Here is a 22,279-nt window from a genome sequence, read left to right on the forward strand (position 1 = left end):
CGGCATGAATCACAAAGCCCGCTGCAGGGTAGATATTCCTTAATTTAGCGCGACGGCGGCCTGAAGCGCAGCAAGATGGCTAAGCCCCTGCGGCAGGTTGCCGAGCCAGCTGTGATCGGATGGGTCGATCATCTCGGGCAGGATGCCCTCGCCGCAGATCGTCTTCAGCCGAGCAAGGGCATGGCGGGCGGCCTCGGTCTGCCCCAAAAGCGCCCGCGCCTCCACCATCCAGAACGAGCAGGCGAGAAAGCAGCCCTCTTCCTGCTCCATGCCGCCATACCTATAATGCAGCCCGCCCGTGCCAAGGTCGCGGTCGATGGCGTCGAGAGTGAGGGCAAGACGGTCCCGCCTCTCGAAGCCGAACCGGACTGCCAACGCGATCGAGGCGTCGAGCCTCTCCGATCCGGGATACATGATATAAGTGCGCTTCGCTTCGTCCCAGCAGTTCGCGTCGATCCATTTGGCGACACGTGCGCGCTCACGGTCCCAGCGGTCGCGGCAGGTGGTGGGCAGATGTCTCGTATCGGCCAGTTCCACTGCGCGGGACAGAGCCTGCCAGCAGCTGATCTTGGACATGGTGTAGTGCTGCTCCTCGGGCAGTTCCCAAATGCCGGCATCCTTCTCCCGCCATCGGTCGGCGCATTCATCGGCAAGATGCGACAGCGTCTCGGCGCTGCGCGCATCAATGATGTTACCTGCGCGCGTGAAGGCGGCGACAGTTTCGAAGATGTCGCCATAAATGCCGTGCTGATGCTGGTCCGCCGCGCGGTTGCCGTGCACGACAGGTCGGCTGCCACGATAGCCAGGCAGGTCGAATTCGCGCATTTGCCCGTCTGTTCCGCCGTCCAGCAGGAAGCAGACCTGTGCGCCGTGCAGGCACAGCTGCCGCAACAGCCAGGTCAACGCCGCCTTCGCCTCGGCCTCAGCCCCAATCTGTAGGAACGAGGCAATGGCGTATCCGGCATCGCGAACCCATGCCAAACGGTAGTCGTAATTCTTTTCGCCGCCGATCCGTTCGGGCAATGACGAGGTGGCTGCTGCTGCGATGGCCCCGCTGGGCGAATATAGCAGCAGCTTCAAAGCCAGCGCATGCCGTATCACGAAACGGTCCTCATCGAACAGCGCGGACCAGTCGCGCCATTCGCGGTCCGATACGTCGATCCGCGCATTGATAGCCCTCAGGTCGGGTATAACCAGAGGTTCGTCGGCGCCCGCTACGATGGCCAGAATTTCCTGCCCGCCCTCAGGGATTGTAAGTGTCCCACAGATGCAGTTGTCGTCGTGGGAGGCGATAGCCAGCGCATCGCCATATAGGAACGCACCGAGGACCCCGCCAACATGGAACAGCACATGCGGACCGGCGCACGACATATAGGGGCTGCGGCATCCCGCGCGATGGCCGAAGCGCAGTGTGACGGCAAATTCCATCGTTCCGCGCAGCACGTCGATGCGCCGCGCAAGCTCCGCCCATGGTAGCCGCCCCGCCGGCCCGCTGTTTAGCGATTCCGTCAGCATGGCTTCGGCATCGTCGGTGATGAACCGCGTTTCTAGCACATTACTGCCGGGCCGATAGTTGCGTATAGCGCGAAAAGGTCGCGTCGGCGTGATGCTGAAATGGCCGGCCTGAGATCCGTCCGGTAGAGCGTCTGACCCGATCAGTAGTCGGTCGAACAACGGCGGACTGTCCATGTTCGGCACGCACCACCAGTCGATCCCTCCGTCCTCGGCCGTCAGTGCGACCGAACGCCCTTCGCCGATCGCGCCGTATCCGTCCAGTGGCAGGAATCCGGCCTCGTCGCGGCGGTTAGATCGGAGGGTGGTACTCATGGGGATGATCCTCGGAATGTCTTTACGCAGAGGACGAACGCTCTGCTATCCCCGCCGTTCCAAGAAATATTAGCGCCGCCATGCGGTTGAATGGGAACATCGACGCCCCAAGGCGATTGACTTGGTGATAGCAAAGGAGACGTTGACCGTGACAGACCGCCTTACCCCTCAGGACCCGCGCAACCAATATCCTAAACCGCCGTTTCCGCAGCAGCCACAACCTGCCCCCGGGGAAGTCGCGAGAATTCAGCCTGTCCCCGACCATGGCGAGCACAGCTACACTGGCTCGGGCAAGCTGACGGGTCGGCGCGCATTGATAACGGGAGGGGATTCCGGCATTGGTCGCGCCGCCGCCATCGCCTATGCACGCGAGGGGGCGGATGTCGCGATCTCCTACCTCGAAGCCGAGCAACGCGACGCTGACGAAGTGGCTGAATTGATCCGCGCCGAGGGCCGCACGGCCGTGCTGCTGCCTGGTGACCTCACCTCCGAAAGCTGGTGCCGCGAGATGGTGGAGCGGACGGTGGTAGGCCTCGGCGGACTAGACATCCTAGTAATCAACGCCGCCCGTCAGCAATTCCGCGAAAATGTCGAGGAAATCTCGTCCGAGGATTTCGACCGCACGATGAAAACCAACCTTTATGCCATGCACTGGATCGCGCAGGCGGCGACACCGCACCTACAGCCCGGCGCGTCGGTCATTACCACCTCCTCGGTGCAGGCCTACGATCCCTCGGACATCCTGCTTGATTATGCCACGACCAAAGCTGGGATCGTGGCCTATACCAAAGCGCTATCAAAACAGCTAATGAAAAAGGGCGTGCGCGCGAATGTCGTCGCCCCCGGTCCGTTCTGGACAGTGCTGCAACCCTCGGGCGGGCAACCGCAGGAGAAGGTAGAGCAGTTCGGATCCCAGACCCCCTTCGAGCGCCCCGGTCAGCCTGTGGAGATCGCTCCGGTCTATGTCCTGCTGGCGAGCCAAGAGGGCAGCTACATCACCGGGGAGGTTTACGGCGTCACCGGCGGCGCGGGCATCGCTTAAAACCGAAAAGTTCTGCGTCATTCGCGCCCAAAGGCGTAAATTTGATTATATCTCGCCTGGCATCCGACCAATTAGCTGCGCACAAAGTCCCGATAACCAGCGTTCGTCCGAATTGCTCATCTTATCGTGGCGTAGGCAGCGCAAGTCGGATGTCGGTGCAGTTCAAGTTTTAATCGGGCCCCGATCTGCTGCCTGCGTACTTTCCCTTTCCGGAACAAAAGAACTTTCACCTCGTTACCGCTCTACATCATTCAAACGAGGAAATAGTCATGAACGACCGTTCGCTAGTAGGAAAAACGATAGTTATTACTGGTGCGTCTAGCGGCTTTGGTAAGGGTGCCGCAATAGCGCTTGCCTCGAGGGGCGCTAACGTTGTTCTTGCCGCGCGCCGGACCAACTTACTGGCTGAATTGACCAGGCAGATTGGCCCCAATGCGCTCGCGGTGACAACGGACGTCAGTAAGCCAGACGACATTCAGCACCTTAAAAAAGAGGCGCTATTGCGATTTGGTGCCATTGACGTCTGGATAAACAACGTCGGCGTAGGAGCATTGGGACTTTTCTGGGACATCCCTGTCGAGGATCACGCCCGCGTGCTCGACGTAAACATCAAGGGGCTGATCTACGGCGCGCACGCCGCCCTTAGCGAGTTCCTCACGACAGGCAGGGGCACCTTGATCAACGTGGGATCCATCGACAGTGAAGTGCCGCTCGCCTACCAGGCGTCCTACGCGGCCTCTAAAGCAGCTGTATTAAGCTTAAGCCGATCATTGAACGAAGAACTTCGGCTGATTAATCAGGACAATATCCGCGTTGCGACCATTATGCCTTGGGCTGTAGACACACCTTGGTGGATCCACGCGGCGAATTACACCGGCCATGAGCCGCGCATGGCCGCTATGGATGACCCGCAAATTGTGATTGATGCCATCGTAAGAGCCTGCATCGACCCGAAAGAGGAGATGCCAGTTGGACCAAAAGCCCATGCGTCCAATATCTCGCACAAACTCTTTCCGAATCTGACAGAGCGTCTAACTGCAAATATTGCCGATAAAGAGGTGAAGAAAGCTTGGCCGGCACCACCGACCGCAGGCAGCCTGCATGAGCCAATGGATGAAGGGAGCGGCATCGATGGAGGAATTCGCAAGCGTATGAGGCTGGAAGACGAAGCACCTCATGACATCCCACCGGAATGAGCGCGCTTCCGCTGCATCTGCAATAATCGATTTATTCTCTGAAAAGTTTCGTCACCCCGTGACACAGTGAGCGCACACTCGGCCAACTTAATTGGCGTTGGCTGCACGATTCTAAAGCCCAAAAAATAGGAGACTTTAAGGCGGCTGTACTTATAGCCGCCCGTCGAAGGTCAACGCGAGGAGAAAGCTGTGACTATAATCACAAACGACTTAGTGCGTCTAAGCAATCCCGACTCACGACCCGACAGTTTTTACGGCGAACTCGAAGAGTGGAATTCTCTCACAACCACGGATCAAATCTTGTTACTGCTTCCCAGCTTGAGAAAGCGTGGAAATGTACTTTGTCGCAATGCTAACGACGCAGACGATTTGGTGCAGGACACACTCCTACGTGCGATAGCTAAAGCCCACCAGTTCCAGCCGGGCACTAATTTGAAAGCTTGGCTATTCACTATCATGAGAAATCGGTTTTACTCCGCATGGCGAGTAACGCGCCGTGAGAGTCCAGCGGTGAGCGAAGATCGCTTACCATCCCCTATAGACAATTCAAATCTTAGCTATTGGAATATTAGAACAAAGGAAGTGGCTGCTGCACTTTCTCGTATCCGGCCGAAATATCGTGTGGCTCTCTTGCTTGTTACGGTGCAGGGTGAAACGTATGAAGACGCTTGCCGAATTGCAGATTGCAACATCGGAACACTGAAAAGCCGCATCAGTAGAGGTCGAGCTGCCCTCAAGCTAGAATTGGGCGAAGCTTAATTAGGCTCCAGACTCAATAACTTTAAAGCCAGAAGATGACGGTTGCTGCGAGGGCGATGGCCGAGAGGAAGACAATGGGGCACCTGTTGTATCTTGTGGCAGCCCGCCGCCAGTCTTTGAGCCTGCCGAACATGATCTCGATACGGTTGCGGCGCTTATAGCGACGTTTATCGTGCCTGACGGATTTCGTCCTGCCCTTCCGGCCGGGAATGCATGACTTTATCCACTTGCCTTTCAAGGCATATGTGAACCAGTCAGCATTATAGCCCTGGTCGGCCAGCATCCATTGTGCCTGCGGCAGGCTTCGCAGCATGGCAGCTGCACCGGTGTAATCGCTGACGCGTCCTGCGATGACGAACATGCGGATCGGGCGGCCCTGAGCATCGGCTACCTTGTGCCAGTTGATTGCTGAGGCAGATCAGACTTAGCATCATTATGCGTCTGTTCATCTTGATCCGGCGGACTAATTTGGGCGCAGCGGTGATCACCATCTACCGCACCTCAGCTGGGGCAATAGCGCACAAGCTGTCTCGATCGAAGATGTTGAGGTTCTGCGCGAAGACCTTGAGGCGGCACAGAAACTGACCGCCGCAGAGTAGACGTACAGCAGCGGGAGGGTTAGCCTTTCCGCTGCTTTGATTTTTATCGCGCCAATGTTCAGCCAACGCAGCGCGATGCGCATAATCCTTTACCTGCGCCTTGCATCTCGTGCGGGTGATCAGAACCCCGCGCAACAGCGCCCGCATTGACCTTTGCGGGCGCCGTCACTGGTGCCGACAGATTCGGCGGCGCAATGGGATCGGCGGACTTGGGGCAAGCGCAGTGCGTGCCTTGGGCTACAGCGCGGGCTGATTGGCCGTTGTAACCAGCCTTGGCGCGGCGGGCCGAAATTGCGGTGCGATGTTGCACAATCTGACAGCCGGGCGATCAAATTCGCTTGCGGCACGGTTTCGCGGCTTGGCATAGATCAATACGCGGCCGATACACCCCGCATCGAGGCAGTTTACGGCTTTGTCTTTCCACATCATTCAGCGTCTTGATCAGCAGACAGCAACCTGATGGCCACGCCCATGGGATGGTTTCACTGCCTCGCAGGCCGCACATCACAAAGATCAGGGGCCGTGGCGACCTGTTCACCGCAATCAGTAAGCCGCGTGCGCGCAGACCCACACTTTTGGCATCAAGCGTGGCGCTTATCGATTTAGACCGAAGTGGCTTACGCAAAGAAGGTCAATCGGTAGGATTTACTTGCGCCGATCAAACCGCGAACCGGCAATCTTCGGGGATTTTTGAAAAGCGCAAGCTAACAGCTTTCCATAACGCTTAGATCGATATTCAATGTTGTGAAATTCGAATCATATTCTTATCACAATACAGAATACTATCTCGGAGTATCTTTTGCCCTCTCGCGCCTGCACATCGCCTCATCTGACGACAATTCTCGCCGTTGCAGCGGGAATGATTGTCGCCAATAACTACTATATCCAGCCGCTACAGGTGCCCATCGCAGCAGATTTGGGCATCAGCGAAAGCCTCGCCGCCATTGCGGCCGCACTGACGCAGGCTGGCTATGCGCTGGGGCTGCTGCTGATTCTGCCGCTGGGCGATCTGATGGACAAACGGCGGATGCTGACCGTACTGCTGTTGCTGGCCGCCACCATGATGTTGGCGTTTTCCATGACCACCAGCGGGGCGGCGCTGCTGCCACTGGCGGCGGCGATCGGGATCAGCTCGATCGTGCCGCAGATCCTGCCACCCGCCGCGGTGCAGATATTACCGCCCGATCAGCGCGGCGCTGCCGTCGGGCGCATCCTAGGCGGCCTGCTGCTGGGGATCATCCTGTCGCGCTTTGTCGGCGGTATTGTGGGCGGCACGCTGGGGTGGCGCTGGCTTTATGCCATTGCAGCGGCGACGATGATCGCACTGCTGATCCTGCTGCGCCGCACGTTGCCGCCGTTGCCGCCCAGCTATCAAGGCAGCTATGCCGCGTTGATCCGCTCGCTCGGGCCGCTGGTGCAGCGCCACGCCAAGCTGCGCAGCCTGTCGCTGATTGCGGCCGCGCAATTCGCCGCATTTAGCCTGTTCTGGTCGCGGCTGGTTTTCCTGATTGCGGATCAAGGCCTTGATTCACCTGCGATCTATGCCGGTTGGTTTGCGCCTATCGGTGCGGTTGGCGTTATCGCGGCGCAGTTCACCGGACGGCCGCAACGCCGCATAGCCGCGCATCGCATCGTCGCGCTTGGCGGCGCGCTGATGGCAGCGGGCTTTGCAACCATGACCCTGGCGCCCCTACATCTGCTGTGGCTGGTGCCTGCGATCATGCTGCTGGATCTGGGGATGCAGACCAGTCACGTCGCTTCGATGGCGCAGATCCTGGGGATGGAACCCGCCGCCGGCAGCCGCCTGAACACGATCTACATGAGCAGCCGCTTTGCGGGCGGTTTTGTCGGCACGCTGATTGGCGCGCTGCTGTGGCCATTGGGGGGCTGGATGGCGGTCTGCACCGCGGGTGTCGCATTGGGCGCAACGTCGATCCTACTGGCCCATGCGGGTCAAGGCTTGCCTGCACCGCGCCAGTCATGCGATTGAGAGTAAAGAAATATAGGGTGGAGCATCGTGTCCTCGTTTAACCGCTTATCCAGTCATGTGCCGACAGCAGCGCCGCGCCGTCTGGAGCCCGAGGATATCACCAGCGACCGCACCCGTGTCGACGCCTCCGAGCCGAGCCAAGGCCGCATAGCGCCCGCCCCCGACGCGCAACCCACTGAACCCGCACGGGATACGACGATGATCCAATCCGTCGACCGCGCACTGGATTTGCTGGAAATTCTGGCCGATGCACCGCAAGAGATGCGTCTGCAGGATATTGCCGCCGCCGCCGGGCTCAAGGTCTCGACCTGCCACCACCTTTTGGGCACGCTGACGCAGCGCGGCTATGTCACGCGCGGCAGTAAGGGCAAATCCTATTCGCTGGGCGCATCGATCCACAAACTCGCCAGTGGGCGCGGCGCGCGCTTTGACCTTGCGCGCGAGGCCGAAGGTTATCTGGCCGCGATGTCGGAACGCCTTGGCTGCACCGTCTTGCTCGCGACGATGGATCGCACCAGCCTGACCATTCTGCGCCAATTCGACGGCGGCATCAGCTGGGATGCCTCGGCCACCGAGATCGCAACCGCCAGCCACGGCACCGCCCTTGGCAAGGCCATATTGGCCTGGCTACCTGAACCCGAGATCGCCCGCGTCGTCGCGGATTTTGGCCTGACGCCCTTTACCCCGACGACGATTGTCTCGCTGATTGATCTGGTCGAAAGCCTGCGCCAGATCCGCCGCCACGGCTTTGCGGTCGAGGATCGCGAGTTCAAACCCGGGGTGCTTGGCCTTGCCTGCGCTTTGCGCAATAATGCTGGCGCGATCATCGGCGCGATTGGCACCCTGCAGCCCAGCGAAAGCAGCAGCCGCGAACGTATCCGCGAAACTCAGCAAGAGCTGGCCCTCTGTGCGCGCGAAATCTCTTCGATTCTGAGATAATTTCACAATATTAAATTTACTGACTTATTCATAATAATATTTGCATATTTTATGTGCAAATATTGCTATTATCCGTGCAAACGGTCGGTAAAGCCGAAATAATTGACATAGATTTTTCATGTATCTGTAGCGATATCCATGAATTTCATTTATATGAAATTTAGGATGACAAATATCAGCAATATGAAAACTTATAGCCCATCAAATCCCAGCAGTGCCGTGATCGAAGTGCGTGACCTGTCGATTTCTTTCGCAGGGCCGCAGCTTCCCGATCTCGTCAGCGAGGTCTCATTCTCGGTCAGCAAGGGGGAAACCCTGTGCCTTGTCGGTGAGAGCGGCTGCGGCAAAAGCATCACCTCGCTTGCCGTGATGGGGTTGCTGCCGGATACGGCGCGGATCAAAGGCCAGGCGCTGTTCAACGGCAATGATCTGTTCACCATGGCCGAGCGCGCGATCGAGGATGTGCGCGGCGACGATGTGGCAATGATCTTTCAAGAGCCGATGACCTCGCTGAACCCCGCCTATACGATTGGGGCGCAGATCGGCGAGGCTGTGACCCGCCATCGCGGCCTGACCGGCAGTGCAATGCGCGCCGAAGTTGTCGCCATTATGCGCCGCGTCGGCATCCCCGCGCCGGAAAAGCGGTTCGGCTATTATCCGCACCAGATGTCGGGCGGCCAGCGCCAGCGCGTCATGATCGCCATGGCTTTGGTGAACAAGCCGCATTTGCTGATCGCGGACGAGCCGACCACCGCGCTGGATGTGACCATCCAGTCGCAAATCCTGCAATTGCTGAAACAGTTGCAGCAAGAAACCGGCACGGCCGTCGTGCTGATCACCCATGACCTGCGTGTCGTGGCCGAGGTCGGCGACCGCGTGGCGGTGATGTATGCGGGCCGCGTGGTCGAGACCGGCCCCGTGCAGCAGATATTCGAGGATCCGCAGCACCCTTATACGGTCGGGTTATTCGGCGCGACGCCTGCGATGGGCAAACGCGCGGGCAAGCTGGCCACGATTGAGGGCACCGTCCCCGCGCAGGCCAATCTGACCGCTGGTTGCCGGTTCGCGCCGCGCTGTCCGCTGGCCAGCGCCACCTGCGCTACGCTGCCGCCGCTGCGTGCCATCGACCACCCCGGCCACATGGTCAGCTGCTGGCACGCGCCGATTGAATCCTATGCCCTCCAGCTAGCTGCTTCCTAAGGCGCCCGCCATGACCGAGAATATCCTCGAAGTTTCAAACCTGTCCAAGGTCTTCACGAGCCGCCCCGGCCCGTTTTCGCCAAAGCGCGACGTGCGCGCTGTGGATGGCGTCAGTTTCGACGTCAAACGCGGCGAGACTTTGGCCATCGTCGGCGAAAGCGGCTGCGGCAAATCGACCCTGTCGCGTCTGGTGCTGGGCCTGCTGGAGGCGACCGAGGGCGAGGTACTGTTCAACGGCCGTGACGTCCGCAAGGCGCGCGGCAAGGCTTTGCGCCGCTTTCGCGAGCAGGCGCAGTTGATCTTTCAGGACCCTTTCGCCTCGCTGAACCCGCGCATGACCGTTGGCCAGATCATTGGCGAGCCGATTTGGCTGAAAGGCGAGCTGACCGCTCAGGAACGCCGCGTGCGGGTGCGCCAATTGCTGGCGCGGGTCGGCCTGCGCCCCGATCACCTCGACCGCTATCCGCATGAGTTTTCCGGCGGCCAGCGCCAACGCATCGGCATTGCACGTGCTATCGCGGGCAGCCCCGAACTGGTGATCGGCGACGAGCCTGTCAGCGCGCTGGATGTCTCGGTGCAGGCGCAGATCATCAACCTGCTTGAAGAGCTTAAGCAGGATATGGGCCTGACCTTTATCATCGTCGCGCATGATCTGGTGGTGGTGCGCCATATGAGCGACCGCGTCGCCGTCATGTATCTGGGCCGGATCGTTGAAATTGCGCCGGTCGAGGATCTCTATAGCCAACCGCTGCACCCCTATACCCGCAGCCTGCTGGATGCGGTGCCGGTCTCGACCCCTGCGGCGCGGCGCGGGCGTAGCGCGGAATCCGATGACCTGCCCGATGCCGGCGCGATCCCGACCGGCTGCCGCTTTCATCCCCGCTGCGCCTTTGCGCAGGCGCGCTGCCGCACGGATGACCCCTCCCTCAGCCCCGCAATGGACGGCGGGCGTCAGGTCGCTTGCCATTTCTGGGAGGAGATCGCGACCTCTCATCCCATCGCGCTGCCCCCCGCCGAGGATAGCCCCAAGCTGCAGCAAAGACTGGCGATTTTGCAAAGCCTGCAGGCGCGAGACGCCCAGACCACGCCCTAATTTTCCCGTAATCCTGACAAGCGAAGTAGAGCCATGACCATCAGAACTTTTCTTTTTGCCTCGACGGCTGCGCTGATTGCTGGCGCCGCACAGGCGCAATCCATTTCCATCGGCCTGTTGTCCGACCCCGACCTGCTGGACCCCGACCGCTCGCGCACCTTCGTGGGCAAGGTCGTGTTCCAATCCATGTGCGACACGCTGGTCGATGTGGATGCCGATCTGAATTATGTCCCCGAACTTGCCACAGCTTGGTCGCTGGACGAAAGCGAAACCGCGCTGACCTTTAACCTGCGCGAAGGCGTGGTCTTCCATGACGGCACACCTTTCAATGCCGCCGCAGTCGCCGCGAATTTCGAACGCTCGCTGACGCTGCCCGACAGCCTGCGCCGCACGGAACTCGCTTCGGTCGAAAGTGTCGAAGTGGTCGATGACCTCACCGTCATCCTGCATCTGAAAGCGCCCGACAGCACGCTGATGTCGCAGCTGACCGGCCAGCCCGGCATGATGAAATCGCCGACCGCCTTCAACAATGGCAGCGATTTTGCGCAAAACCCTGTCTGCGCCGGCCCCTATGTCTTTGACAGCCGTGTGCAAAACGACCGCATCACCCTGACCCGCTTTGCCGATTATTACGAGCCCGAGCGTTATCATTTCGACAGCGTGACCTATCTGCCGGTGCCCGATTCCACCGTGCGCCTTGCCAACCTGCGCTCGGGCGCGCTGCAGATCATCGAACGGGTCGACCCGTCCGATCTGGATTCGATGCGCAGCGACAGCAATGTGGCGCTTGCCGAGGCCCCCAGCCTTGGCTGGCGCGGCCTCGAGGTGAACCTGAACGCTGACACGCCAATGGCCAATGATCTGCGCGTCCGTCAAGCCTTTGACCTTGCGATTGATCGCGACATTATCAACCAAGTGCTGGGCCACGGCGTGCTGACGCCAAACCGCCAGCCCTTTGCCCCCATGCACTTTGCCTATGACCCCGAGATCCGCGCCGATGGCCGCGATGTCGAACGCGCCCGCGCCTTGCTAACCGAGGCGGGCTATGACCGCGTGCCAGTAGAACTGTTGTTCGCAAACAATACATTGGCCCAAAGCCTGATGGAGATGATCCAGGCCATGGCAGGCGAGGCCGGTTTCGATGTCTCGCTGCGCGCGACCGAGTTTTCAGCCATGCAGGCGGCGCTGGCCGAAGGCAATTACGAGGTCGGCCAGGCTGGTTGGGCGGGCCGTGTCGACCCCGATGGCAATTTCGCCAATTTCATCTATTGCGACGGCTCGCTGAACGACACCGGCTTTTGCAGCCCCGAGGTTGACCGCCTGTGGACGGCGGCGAAAGAAACCTCGGATGTTGCGGCCCGCACCGCGCTATACAGCGAGGCCATGGCGCTGGTGAATGCCGAAATGCCCTATGTCTTCCTTTACACCGAGGGGTATTCCTATGGGCTTGATGCGGCTTTGACCGGCTTCATCCCGCATCCCGATGGCGTCGTGCGCCTGCAAGACGTCTCCTTTACGCAATAAAGTCAGGGTCTTGGCGCGCGATCCAGCGCCAAGACCAGCCATCCGCCTTGGATATCGCCGGAAAGCCGTGAATGCTGAACCTGATCCTGCGCCGCCTTTTGGTGGCGATCCCGACCCTGATCCTCGTCTCGATCTTGATTTTTTGCCTGCAAAAGCTGCTGCCGGGTGATCCCGCGCTGATGTTCGCGGGCGAGGAGCGCGACCCCGAAGTGCTGGCCCTGATCCGTGCGCAGCATCACCTCGACCGGCCGGTGCTGGTGCAATACGGCTATTGGATGGCGGGCGTGCTACAGGGCGATTTCGGCCATTCGCTGCGCACCGGCATTCCGGTCACCGATCTGATCGTGCAAAAGCTGCCGGTCACGCTGCAACTGACGGCGACGGCGATGATGATCGCCATGATCACCGGCATTTCGCTGGGCATTCTGGCCGCCGCGCGGCAGGGAAAACTGTCGGATGCCGCAATCAATGCCGTGGGCCTGACAGGCATGTCGATCCCGAATTTCTGGCTGGGCATCATCCTGATCATGGTCGTCTCGGTGCAATTGCGCTGGCTGCCCTCGGCGGGTTTCGTCTCGATCACCGACGATCCGGGGGCGTTTCTGCGCTCGGTCATCATGCCCGCCTTTGTGCTCTCCACCCCGATCACCGCCTATCTGATGCGCCATACGCGATCCGCGATGATCGGTGCGCTACGCTCGGATTATATCCGCACCGCCCGCGCCAAGGGGCTGCGCCGCCCCGTCGTCACGTTGAAACACGCCTTTCGCAATGCGCTGATGCCGATTGTGACCATGGTCACGCTGCTGTTTGGCGAATTGATGGCCGGCGCTGTGCTGACCGAGCAGATTTTCACCATTCCGGGCTTTGGCAAGCTGATCGTCGATGGCGTCTTCACCCGCGATTATCCCGTTGTCCAAGGCGTCGTCCTGTGCACAGCTGTCAGCTTTATCCTGCTGAATTTGCTGGCCGACATCCTCTACATTCTGATCAATCCCAAATTGAGGCACGCCTGATGAGCCAGCCCCTCACCCCGACCACCGCCGCCCCCGCTTTGCCTCGCCTACGCCTTGGCCGCGGCGCGCAGCGTTTCATGCGCAATCGCGGCGCGCTGATCGGTGCCGGCGTCGTGCTGCTGTTCGTGCTGCTGGCGATTTTCGCGCCGCTGCTGACGCCCTATGACCCAGCCGCCCCGAATTATTCCGCGATCCGCCAAGGCCCGTCTTGGGCGCATATTTTCGGCACCGACCAGCTGGGCCGCGACCAGTTCACCCGTATTGCCTATGGCGCGCGTGCCTCGCTGGCGGCGGGGATGGTCTCGGTCTTGGTTGCGGTAATCCTTGGCGTGCCGATCGGGCTGATCGCAGGCTATTTCGGCGGCTTTGCCGATATGGTCATCTCGCGCTTTGCTGAGGCGCTGCTGGCGATCCCCTCGCTGATCCTCGCCATCTCACTGGCAGCATTTCTGGGCCCGTCGCTGACCAATGCGATGATCGCCATCGGCGTCGCCGCAACGCCGATCTTTATCCGCCTGACGCGCGGCCAGGTGCTGGTCGCCCGCACCGAGGATTTCGTTGAAGGCGCCCGCGCCATCGGCCTGCCGCATGTCTGGATCATCCTGCGCTATATCATGCCCAATGTGCTGGCCCCAATCGTGGTGCAGGCGACGATCACCGTCGCCACCGCTATCATCGCCGAGGCCTCGCTCTCGTTTCTCGGCATCGGCATCCAGCCCCCGACCCCGTCTTGGGGATCGATGCTGAACACCGCCAAGGACTTCCTAATGCAAGCGCCCTGGATGTCCGCCTTTCCCGGTATCGCGATCTTTATGACCGTGCTGGGGTTCAACCTTTTGGGCGACGGGCTGCGCGATGCGCTTGACCCGCGCAGCTAACCGCCCTCGCCTGACACAGGAGCAGATCATGTCCCAGACCCTTATCCGCAACGCCACCATCGTCACCATGGACAAGGATGACCGCATCCTCGCCAATGCTGCCATTCTTTTCGAGGGCGAGACGATCAAAGCCATTGGCGAGACTGCCATCGCAGGCGCTGGCCATGACGCACAGGTTATTGATGCAACGGATAAAATCATCATCCCCGGCCTGATCAACGCCCATATCCATATGTGGCAAACCGCCCTGCGCGGCTATGGTATGGATTGGACGGGGGTCGAGCATCACCTGCATATGCAGACCGAATTCGTGCCGGTTTTCACGCCCGATCAGATGCGTCTATCGGAATTCGCGGGCGGGCTGTCGCTGCTGAACGGTGGCGTCACCTCTGTCTTTGAATGGTGCCACGGCAACCGCACGCCCGACCATTCCGATGCCGCCATCGAGGGGCTGCAGGATGCCGGTATCCGCAGCCTGTTCATCCACGGGACGGTGAAAACCCTGCCGCATGAGGGCGAGGTGCATTTCTCGCAAGTGCCGCATCCCGCCGCCGAGGCGCGCCGCCTGCGCGCCCGTCACAGCAGCGATGGCGGCATGATGGGTCTGGCCTTGGGAATCCTTGGCCCCGATTATTCGCCGGTCGAGATCTGCCGTCAGGATTTCGCGCTGGCGGATGAGCTGGGGCTGTGGTCGTCGGCGCATGTGTCCGGAAAGCCCGGCAAGGTCGAGGGCGGCTATCGCAGGCTGAAAGCGGAAGGCATCCTGACCGGCAAGCATAATGTGGTGCATGCCAATTCCATGGAGGATGACGAGATCGCCTTGCTGCTGGACAACGACTGCACGATCACCGCGACATCCTCGACCGAAATCTCGGGCGGGTCCAAGGCGCCGCTGGTCTCGCGCGTGATTGCTCTGGGCGGGCGCCCCTCGATCGGGAACGATTCCGAAAGCGCGATGGCAGGTTCGATGCTCGAGGCGATGCGCCAATCACTGATGATCGACCGCCTATTCCACAATATCTCCCGCGATGCTGTGTCCAAAGGCCCCGGCCAAGCCGCGACCAATGCCGTCTATCGCGGTATGCCGCTGCCGCCGCGCAAAAATCCCGGTGCCTATGAGGCGCTGAAATGGGCGACCATCGACAATGCCAAATCCGTGGGGATGGAGGCCTTCATCGGCTCGCTCGAACTCGGGAAAAAGGCCGATATCGTCATGGTTGATGCGCTGGCGCCGAACCTGACCCCCGGCCTTGATCCGGTCGAGGCGGTCGTCGGCTATGCCGATGCCGCCAATATCGAGGCGATCTGGGTCAATGGCACCCTGCAGAAATGGGATTTCAAACTGCTGAACCCCAGCGCCCGCAGCGCCGCCAAAGCGCTGCGCGACACCGCGCTGACGGTGCTAGAGAATGCGGGTCGCCGCGAGTTGATCACCCACCGTTTTACCGGCTGATCAACGCGGGCCCCCAAGGCGCGGCGTGATTACACCCGCCTGCCCCGCCAGTGGGCTCAGCGGCGCAATCGCGCTGACTTAACTCACCCCACGAAATACCTTATATTTTAATAAATCAAAGACTTAATGATACTTTCTTCGCTGATGAAGGTGATCATACATGCTGGGAGGCATGGTTCAGAGGAGCGTTGATAACGCCGCCCATGATCGTTTCCTCATTAGGGGAGCGAGGTTCGCCCACAATTCCCCCCGCAATCCGACAGCATTCAGCACACCGCAAGCGCAGGCATTCGCACTAGCGGCTTGAAATGAGTGGATTCAGACGGGTCATAATAGATAACCCAAACCATCCTTCGGAAAAACCGGAGTAGATCAGTTGTCCTGTCGTCCTGAACATGCGTCTAGTCCGACGGCCGCCTTCCTAACCCAATATTCCCTGCCTCTGTTCGGATCGATCCGAGGCGATCGACGCTGCTGCAGGGACTGCGCCTCACCGCCGGGGATCAGCGCGCCCTTCGCCAACAGTTCCCGCGCCGCTGTGCGCGCTGCCATCGGCTGCATGATCTCGGCAAAGACCTCGGTCGAGAGGGCGATCGTTTCGGCATCATACCAACCGTCGTGGACCCCGGCGTCGAAGGTGCCAGCGCCCAAATCCGCGAAGCGATCCATGTGCTGCGAGAGATAATCGCGGATGCGCCCAATCACTTCGGCGCTTGGCTGGGCAAGCTGCTGGCGACGCTGCGCCAGCCAACGATTCGCAATCTCGGCAGTGGCATTGCGCATCTCTTGCGGCGTCCACGCGACTATACCCCAGCGCGATGCGATTTGCCCCGCAAGCGATACTGCCGCAAACCTGCGCAGCACGCGAGTCTCGGGACCTTCAAGCGGACGATCAAGACCCGTGCTGATCTTCTGCTGTAAATCACTAAGGATCATCACATAGAGTTGCCGCAACTTGTCGCCCTCGCCTGCATGCTCTGCAGCAATGAGTCGTTTGAGAAAGGCAGGGCCTGCATGGCCGTAATCTCGCCGCGCCATGGATTTCAGGGCATCCGAGAATGAGGCCGGGCTATCATAACCATGTATCTCCGCAAACCCGCCATAAACCCACGACTTGGCGCGAATGTCGGCAAGACGCACCGTGAGGCCCTCTGGCATATCCAAACCAGCCGCCGCGTGAATCTCGGTCAGGCTTGCTTCGGCGCTTGTCAGCAGCATCGTGCGCCAATCAGCGGGGCGGACATCCGCGAGCCTCATATTACTGCGCTTTTTGCCGGTGCCGTTGGCCAACATATAAAGCACCCGCCCGATTGCCTTTGTCACGCCGCGATCTCGTGTCGGAATTTCATCAACGATCATCGCCCCGTCCTTTGCGCTGCGCGCGGCAGCCTCAAACGCGCTCTCTGTTGCGTGCCATTGCATCATGTCATCCGGCGGGCCGAATACACTTTGCGCGGCCATCAGCACTGTCGTTTTGCCGCTGCTCGTGCCGCCATGGACATTGTAGCCACCGCCCTCCACGCCGAGCGGTTCAAGGATCGCACCTGCGAGCGCGGCCGAGATGGTAAACATCGCGAGCGGATTGCCACGCGCCAGCGCGGCTACGCCGTTGCGCCAGCCCTCAAGACTGCCGGAAACGGTGTTTTCGGCATGCGCCCCGTCTTTCAGACCGATCACGGGCATCCGCTGTTTGGATGCACACAAGATGCTTCCGTTTGGCAGTTGATAAGCCCGTTGACCTGGCACGGTAATCCAGCCCGCCTCGGTCGCCAACCAGCCGTCACGCGCAGGAATCCATTGCCGCAGCAGGCGCACCAGTTGCGACGGGGTCCCCATGACTGCCAGCCCCCGCTCGGCCAGCTGCGCAGCGACATCGGATGCCGACCTCACAAGATCGCCCGCCGCGATCACCAGCGTGCGGCGGCGATCCTCGATGTCCAAGTATTCGATGACGACGGCGCGTGCTGTCCCTGCCGGATTCCGCAAGCTTATCGCGACCCGCAGTGGTCCGCACAAGGGCTCAGCCCCGCGACGATTAACAATACAGATCGCCCGGCGCGCATGATCATAGGTATAGCCCTCCGGCAGCCCAGTAATATCGACACGCAGGTCTTCCTCAGAGGAGCTTGCGCCAGAGCGCTGCCAGTCACCCTGATCACGGTTGGCATTTGCGGAAAGACATACAAATTCGGACGCGGGTGCGCTGTGGGGCATTGGCTGATCCATTTCGAGGGAGATGCGCCGATTTTACCCGCTTGATGCCAAAAGTCCGTCAGCTATGTTCGGTTATCCACATAAATCGCACGACCCAGCAAAACTGCCCCTCCCCGCACAACATTCGAACCCACTTAAAGACCCGCGCGGACTTGGGCAGCTGGACACTTGGACCGGCAAGCCCCTGTCCAACTGTCCAAGTGCGCAAAAGCAACGCGATGCACAGAGAGATATCGGTTTATTTTCGGGCGCAGGCGATTTTCATCGCTGGGGTGCCGGACCACGGCGCCGGCTATCCCAATCAGTGGCAGAGGGCAGCAACCGATCCAGCTAGCCTATCCTTAGGAATATGACAGTGCCGCGTTTATCGACATGAATTGACGGGAAAAGCCGTCCCACATCATGATGGGACGGCTGTTTTATGGCTCTATCGCAACTTGAATTTGATAAGGAACTCAAAGCAATTCGACAGATATTTGGCGCGGGGGAATGTCGCGCCCTGGCCCCACGGTGCCTCGTTACTGCCGGCGCGTCAGATAGTTGAAGAGCGCCGTCGCCTTGTCCTCATCCAGCGCGGATGCCAGACGCACCACCCTGCGTCCATGGCGCAGATTGACGCGATACGACACAGCCGCGAGGCGCCGACGCCACCAGCGGTTCGCGCCGATCACGGCGGATTGAGAGGCCACAGCAAATGCGCCGCCGACAACCACGCCCGATACGACCGCGTCGCCCCCACGGCTGTTGTCGATGAAGACCTCGCTGATCTCGCTCATCGGATAGAGCGTCGATCCCTGCCGGATGCCCTCGTTTGCGATCGTCATCTCGAAAGATCGCAGTCGGAATAGCTGCCACGCGAGCGTAAGCGCTACAGGCAGGATGATGAATGGCAGCAGCCAAGCTTTCGCCTGCGGATTGATGATGGGCAGGAGCATGGATCCAATGAGCATCGAGAGCAAGAGCATCCATACGAACACCGCCAACAGCAGCAAGGCCCCGAGGCCCGAGCCCCGCACCGTCAGCCGGGTTGATCCATCGTCCTGTGGCTGAATGTCGAAGCCTTGATCCAGGCGTGCGGTCTTCTGTTTAAAAGCCATGTGTTCTTCTTCCGAATATACTGTGTAGCGTCGTGGGATCCTCGTAGTTCAGCAACGTCATTGGTTTCCAAATGGCATCGTGCCGAAAGGCGGCGGTGTCGTGGAGGACCGTGATGTTGGAGCGGCCTGTGAATCTTTGGCAGACGGCTGATCAGAAAGTGGGAGTGCCATCGTAAAGATCACTGGCGTGCGCCCATTCGCGCCGTCGACCGCATAGAGCGTCACTTCGTGGTTGACGCTTTGCGTGCGCCAATGCTCGGTCGGGCGGACATAGCGAGGTTCGGACTCGAGCGCCGCACCCAGAGTATACCGCGCCGATAGCGCAGCAGACCCTGACGACTGCTCGTCTGTCCTGCCGGCCACCCAGTTCGTGGGATATGCAACATGCTGATCCGTGCGCACAAAGGCGAAAATATCGTCACCTACGATAGTCGGAACCGCCTGAATGTAATCAAGCGTGTCGAGCTCGCGCACCCCTTCAGCGCCCGTTAGAATCCAGGATCCACCCAACTTATCGAAAATGAGAACGCCACACGCATCTAGTATTTCGGGCGTGCCGCAATCGAGACCTCGACCCGTAAAGCCAACGTCGATCTGACCTTGCGGGATGCGCATACGGGCCATTGGCGCTTGCAATGCGAACATTTGACTGACCAAGTCGGGGGCGTTGCCAAATCCGACGCGCAACCGTCTCGCGTCTGATGTTTCGTCGACGCTGACCTGGCCCACTTCGAGCCTAAAACGCGCATCGTCTGAGTAGAGCATATCTGAGATTGCATAATCATAGTTTTGAACGAGTGCATCACGCACCACATCCCAACCAGATCCGAGCGGCGGGAGACCAATGCTTTCTAAGAGATCGCTTTGCGTTTGAGAGACAAGCTGCGCCTGCGCCACTGGATCAAGATCGCGTTCCTCGGGCTGAACCGATAGGCTCGCCAGCAGATTGTCAGCTTGATCGAAGTATTCAAAATTATAGACATTGGCCATCAACATCCGGCCATTGCCAGGGGCGCGATCAAAATCGCCAAGCGTCAGTATTCCAACTTTCCGGCCGCCCTGCGCCTCGCGCTCTCGTAAAGCTCGCGCCTCTGCAACATCCATCTTCAGAACAGCGTAATCCGCAGAATTGCCGAAGATCAGCCCATGGCCTACGCCGAGATATGTGCCGGGCTCGAACAAGCTGATCGGAAAACCGCCTCGCGCGGAATCATAATCGTCTAGCCTGACATCGACGCGCAATCGCACTTGTAGGTCAGTCGTCATAGCAATGTGTTGTTGCTGCAGGCGCGCAATCTCTTGGATCAGCACATCATCACGTGCAAATTCGTCCGCGTTTCGGAAGATATCCGACCGTCTAGCTTCTGCGTCGAAATCTGGCTCCCTGTCATAGATTGCTCTGGCGACTGACCACCAAAATCCATCCTCTGGGAATTCGACGAGTTCTGCCCGTCCGGTTGTCGATAAGCATGTCAGGCAGGCGGTCAGTAGCAAGGATCTCAGCAGCATCTATCTATCCAGATTCGTTCACAATTATCAGTCTTACGCGTTCACATGCTAAATACATATTATAGTATGTAAAAAAGAAAAGCCGAAACTGTCACTGCAGATGCATGGATATGCGTCGTCTGGTTGGTGGAAATTTTGCACGCTTGCGTCAGGCGAAGGGCCTCACGCAAGAGGACGTTGAAGCGCGATCAGGCTTCAGTCAGCAGTATATCAGTGGGCTCGAGCGCGGTCAGCGCAATCCTACTATCATAACGCTCTATGAACTCGCGCAAGCACTCGGCGTCAGCCATGTCGAGCTGATAACGCCGCAGAACGACGAAACCTGAACTGGCATGCTGCTTGTCGGATTGGGACGTAGGGGCCGCAAACTAACGACGCGAGCTGAGTATCTAACTGGTGGATATCACGCAGAATACACGTCCTGGTTCTTGGAAGCCGAAGCATGAAATTGCATGATAATACCAACGGAGCCACTTTGACGGACTGGCAAAACAGGCCAGTCAAGTCTGTCAGTGACACCCTTCCGACATCACTGCAACATGATCCAACGCTGTGACTTGTCATCGCAAATTCACTTCAGCTGAATGACCAACGAGCGATGAATTTAAGCTCGATAGCAAGGCTTCAAGCCCTTCCAACCCATATTATCGAACAAAATAAACTCGAGCTCAGGGGGCCGACGTTTACATTTTTGCTTTTCGAGCCGATCAAGCGGTCGGTTTCGGCTCGATTAGCTGAGGAATAAATGCTCAACTTGATGGTGCAGATAGCCTCACTCATCCCGACTAAGTAGCGATACAGGCTATGCGCAGCAGGGTCGGCTTGAGCAACGCAGAAATCTTAAACTGGCTTGCAGCGTCCTGATTGTAACTGATCGCGCTTTTATGCCGATCTCATTGCAACTATGCCCCCAGTTCGGGAATGCAGATGGCCGCAACGAAAGCGCATTTCGGAACCACCGCCAACTGTTAGTCCACCAGATCACTTTCTTAGATAGCCGCGATCCACGAGATAGTCAGTAAGCAGCTTCTCAATAAGAGATGTCAAAGATCGTTGATCTGCGCTCGCTGCTTCATCCGCTGCAGCCTTTAATGTCGGTGTAATCCGTAAATTAACCTGCGCGGTCTTATTTTCTTTCATTTTGTATATACAACCTCTTTACATCTCGCTATTGAATGTATATACAATACCTACACAAATCAAGCGATCCCCATTGATGCGGTAACATCAACGGGGACCTGACCACCCTAATCTCGGTTGAGGAGACCAACATGGCTGACTGTATCTCTACGACATCTTTTCGCTTTCCAAAAGTGGCGGCTTCGTTCCGCGCGACGCCGATGACCGTCAAGTTTGGGGCTGTGATGCGCAATCTTGCGTCTTACATTGAAGCGGAACGTGACCTTGAGCATTGCGACAGCGTTGATCCGTCTTGCGATGCGTGGATCCGCGATGCGGAGCGAGCCCGCGCGCATGTTCTCGATGCGATCAGCGCACTGCACGCTGCGCCCATCTTGCGCGCTGAGGATATGCCTCTGCGGCGTTACGCTGAGTTGACCCAGATGCTGATCCAGAGCGACAGCGCGACGCAGTTTTGTGCCATCGCCGCCCTGCCCGCGCGCTTCTACCAGCTTTTCCACTGCTCCGGTCCCGACCTTACCGCACACCGTGTCAACCTTCTGATCGCCGCTTTTGACCAGCACCTGCATGCGCTTGCCACATTGTCGGACTTTACCGATTTCTCCGCCACGGGTGAGATGGTAGCTCCATCCGTCACCGCGGATACGATGTGGGCGACCGCCGCCTGAGCATCAGGCCCTGATGGTCTGTGTGTAGGTCGGCCGCCTCAGCCACGCCCCCGCATCTTCATACTCCGTTTGCCAACGGCATACTGCTGCGCCCCTCGCGTAGCAATTCCACCATTGGCGTTCCTCATCCTGTTT

The 22,279-nt window shown here is 59.2% G+C and carries 17 protein-coding genes and 1 pseudogene; 13 read left to right on the plus strand and 5 right to left on the minus strand.

The window, feature by feature from the left end; translation table 11 throughout:
* Nucleotides 1-39 precede the first annotated feature (39 nt).
* Nucleotides 40-1,827, minus strand: coding sequence for a glycoside hydrolase family 15 protein (locus KVU_RS07405; RefSeq protein ID WP_013384729.1), 1,788 nt, complete (start codon nucleotides 1,825-1,827; stop codon nucleotides 40-42).
* A 148-nt stretch (nucleotides 1,828-1,975) separates the two neighbouring features.
* Between KVU_RS07405 and KVU_RS07410 the strand changes: the two genes are divergently transcribed.
* The 3 genes from KVU_RS07410 (at nucleotide 1,976) to KVU_RS07420 (ending at nucleotide 4,824) form a co-directional block, all read left to right on the plus strand.
* A complete protein-coding gene (locus tag KVU_RS07410; protein ID WP_013384730.1) occupies nucleotides 1,976-2,869 on the plus strand; it encodes an SDR family oxidoreductase in 894 nt (297 codons plus the stop codon).
* 269 nt (nucleotides 2,870-3,138) lie between these two features.
* Nucleotides 3,139-4,065 (plus strand): SDR family NAD(P)-dependent oxidoreductase, encoded by a 927-nt coding sequence (locus KVU_RS07415; RefSeq protein WP_014537842.1) that lies wholly within the window; start codon nucleotides 3,139-3,141, stop codon nucleotides 4,063-4,065.
* 213 nt (nucleotides 4,066-4,278) lie between these two features.
* Complete coding sequence (locus tag KVU_RS07420; RefSeq protein WP_257720553.1) at nucleotides 4,279-4,824, plus strand: sigma-70 family RNA polymerase sigma factor; 546 nt, start codon at nucleotides 4,279-4,281, stop codon at nucleotides 4,822-4,824.
* A gap of 22 nt (nucleotides 4,825-4,846) precedes the next feature.
* Here the strand turns inward: KVU_RS07420 and KVU_RS07425 are convergent.
* Nucleotides 4,847-5,221 (minus strand): annotated as a pseudogene (locus tag KVU_RS07425) (IS5 family transposase); the annotation flags it as partial.
* 1,001 nt (nucleotides 5,222-6,222) lie between these two features.
* Between KVU_RS07425 and KVU_RS07440 the strand changes: the two are divergent.
* The 8 genes from KVU_RS07440 to KVU_RS07475 all read left to right on the plus strand — a co-directional run bounded on the left by KVU_RS07440 (nucleotide 6,223) and on the right by KVU_RS07475 (nucleotide 15,516).
* Nucleotides 6,223-7,413 (plus strand): MFS transporter, encoded by a 1,191-nt coding sequence (locus tag KVU_RS07440; protein WP_338033822.1) that lies wholly within the window; start codon nucleotides 6,223-6,225, stop codon nucleotides 7,411-7,413.
* Between the two features lie 27 nt (nucleotides 7,414-7,440).
* The gene (locus KVU_RS07445) at nucleotides 7,441-8,352 is read left to right on the plus strand and encodes an IclR family transcriptional regulator (RefSeq protein ID WP_013384736.1); all 912 of its coding nucleotides are present in this window, start codon (nucleotides 7,441-7,443) and stop codon (nucleotides 8,350-8,352) included.
* Between the two features lie 165 nt (nucleotides 8,353-8,517).
* Nucleotides 8,518-9,552: an ABC transporter ATP-binding protein gene (locus KVU_RS07450; protein ID WP_236953067.1), complete on the plus strand. Its 1,035-nt coding sequence runs from the start codon at nucleotides 8,518-8,520 to the stop codon at nucleotides 9,550-9,552.
* 10 nt (nucleotides 9,553-9,562) lie between these two features.
* Nucleotides 9,563-10,645, plus strand: a complete 1,083-nt coding sequence (locus KVU_RS07455) for an ABC transporter ATP-binding protein (RefSeq protein WP_013384738.1) — start codon at nucleotides 9,563-9,565, stop codon at nucleotides 10,643-10,645.
* A 33-nt stretch (nucleotides 10,646-10,678) separates the two neighbouring features.
* Nucleotides 10,679-12,169 (plus strand): ABC transporter substrate-binding protein, encoded by a 1,491-nt coding sequence (locus tag KVU_RS07460; protein WP_013384739.1) that lies wholly within the window; start codon nucleotides 10,679-10,681, stop codon nucleotides 12,167-12,169.
* Nucleotides 12,170-12,240: 71 nt separating this feature from the next.
* Nucleotides 12,241-13,185: an ABC transporter permease gene (locus tag KVU_RS07465; protein WP_013384740.1), complete on the plus strand. Its 945-nt coding sequence runs from the start codon at nucleotides 12,241-12,243 to the stop codon at nucleotides 13,183-13,185.
* Nucleotides 13,185-14,063, plus strand: coding sequence for an ABC transporter permease (locus KVU_RS07470; protein ID WP_013384741.1), 879 nt, complete (start codon nucleotides 13,185-13,187; stop codon nucleotides 14,061-14,063). The genes KVU_RS07465 and KVU_RS07470 overlap by 1 nt, the downstream gene beginning before the upstream one ends.
* Before the next feature lie 28 nt (nucleotides 14,064-14,091).
* Complete coding sequence (locus KVU_RS07475; RefSeq protein ID WP_013384742.1) at nucleotides 14,092-15,516, plus strand: amidohydrolase family protein; 1,425 nt, start codon at nucleotides 14,092-14,094, stop codon at nucleotides 15,514-15,516.
* Nucleotides 15,517-15,888: 372 nt separating this feature from the next.
* On the opposite strand, the gene KVU_RS07480 is transcribed toward KVU_RS07475, so the two are convergent.
* The 3 genes from KVU_RS07480 to KVU_RS07490 form a co-directional block, all read right to left on the minus strand.
* Nucleotides 15,889-17,730 (minus strand): DUF927 domain-containing protein, encoded by a 1,842-nt coding sequence (locus KVU_RS07480; protein WP_162467589.1) that lies wholly within the window; start codon nucleotides 17,728-17,730, stop codon nucleotides 15,889-15,891.
* Between the two features lie 518 nt (nucleotides 17,731-18,248).
* Nucleotides 18,249-18,827 carry a hypothetical protein gene (locus KVU_RS07485; RefSeq protein WP_013384745.1) on the minus strand — a complete coding sequence of 193 codons (579 nt, stop codon included), beginning with the start codon at nucleotides 18,825-18,827 and terminating at the stop codon, nucleotides 18,249-18,251.
* A 57-nt stretch (nucleotides 18,828-18,884) separates the two neighbouring features.
* Nucleotides 18,885-20,336 carry a hypothetical protein gene (locus KVU_RS07490; RefSeq protein ID WP_013384746.1) on the minus strand — a complete coding sequence of 484 codons (1,452 nt, stop codon included), beginning with the start codon at nucleotides 20,334-20,336 and terminating at the stop codon, nucleotides 18,885-18,887.
* Nucleotides 20,337-20,440: 104 nt separating this feature from the next.
* Here KVU_RS07490 and KVU_RS07495 point away from each other — a divergent pair, with 104 nt between their 5' ends.
* The gene (locus KVU_RS07495) at nucleotides 20,441-20,662 is read left to right on the plus strand and encodes a helix-turn-helix domain-containing protein (RefSeq protein ID WP_013384747.1); all 222 of its coding nucleotides are present in this window, start codon (nucleotides 20,441-20,443) and stop codon (nucleotides 20,660-20,662) included.
* A gap of 945 nt (nucleotides 20,663-21,607) precedes the next feature.
* Nucleotides 21,608-22,144, plus strand: coding sequence for a hypothetical protein (locus tag KVU_RS07500; protein ID WP_013384748.1), 537 nt, complete (start codon nucleotides 21,608-21,610; stop codon nucleotides 22,142-22,144).
* The last annotated feature ends 135 nt before the right edge of the window (nucleotides 22,145-22,279 follow it).

This window comes from Ketogulonicigenium vulgare WSH-001 (genome assembly GCF_000223375.1).
Taxonomy (GTDB): domain Bacteria; phylum Pseudomonadota; class Alphaproteobacteria; order Rhodobacterales; family Rhodobacteraceae; genus Ketogulonicigenium; species Ketogulonicigenium vulgare.

Bases quoted from the DNA above. Each gene is read 5' to 3' on its own strand.
- KVU_RS07405 (WP_013384729.1), bottom strand. From the start codon at position 1,827: ATGAGTACCACCCTCCGATCTAACCGCCGCGACGAGGCCGGATTCCTG.
- KVU_RS07500 (WP_013384748.1), top strand. From the start codon at position 21,608: ATGGCTGACTGTATCTCTACGACATCTTTTCGCTTTCCAAAAGTGGCG.
- KVU_RS07455 (WP_013384738.1), top strand. From the start codon at position 9,563: ATGACCGAGAATATCCTCGAAGTTTCAAACCTGTCCAAGGTCTTCACG.
- KVU_RS07460 (WP_013384739.1), top strand. From the start codon at position 10,679: ATGACCATCAGAACTTTTCTTTTTGCCTCGACGGCTGCGCTGATTGCT.
- KVU_RS07470 (WP_013384741.1), top strand. From the start codon at position 13,185: ATGAGCCAGCCCCTCACCCCGACCACCGCCGCCCCCGCTTTGCCTCGC.
- KVU_RS07490 (WP_013384746.1), bottom strand. From the start codon at position 20,336: ATGCTGCTGAGATCCTTGCTACTGACCGCCTGCCTGACATGCTTATCG.
- KVU_RS07450 (WP_236953067.1), top strand. From the start codon at position 8,518: ATGACAAATATCAGCAATATGAAAACTTATAGCCCATCAAATCCCAGC.
- KVU_RS07475 (WP_013384742.1), top strand. From the start codon at position 14,092: ATGTCCCAGACCCTTATCCGCAACGCCACCATCGTCACCATGGACAAG.
- KVU_RS07480 (WP_162467589.1), bottom strand. From the start codon at position 17,730: ATGCCCCACAGCGCACCCGCGTCCGAATTTGTATGTCTTTCCGCAAAT.
- KVU_RS07495 (WP_013384747.1), top strand. From the start codon at position 20,441: ATGGATATGCGTCGTCTGGTTGGTGGAAATTTTGCACGCTTGCGTCAG.
- KVU_RS07485 (WP_013384745.1), bottom strand. From the start codon at position 18,827: ATGGCTTTTAAACAGAAGACCGCACGCCTGGATCAAGGCTTCGACATT.
- KVU_RS07415 (WP_014537842.1), top strand. From the start codon at position 3,139: ATGAACGACCGTTCGCTAGTAGGAAAAACGATAGTTATTACTGGTGCG.
- KVU_RS07465 (WP_013384740.1), top strand. From the start codon at position 12,241: ATGCTGAACCTGATCCTGCGCCGCCTTTTGGTGGCGATCCCGACCCTG.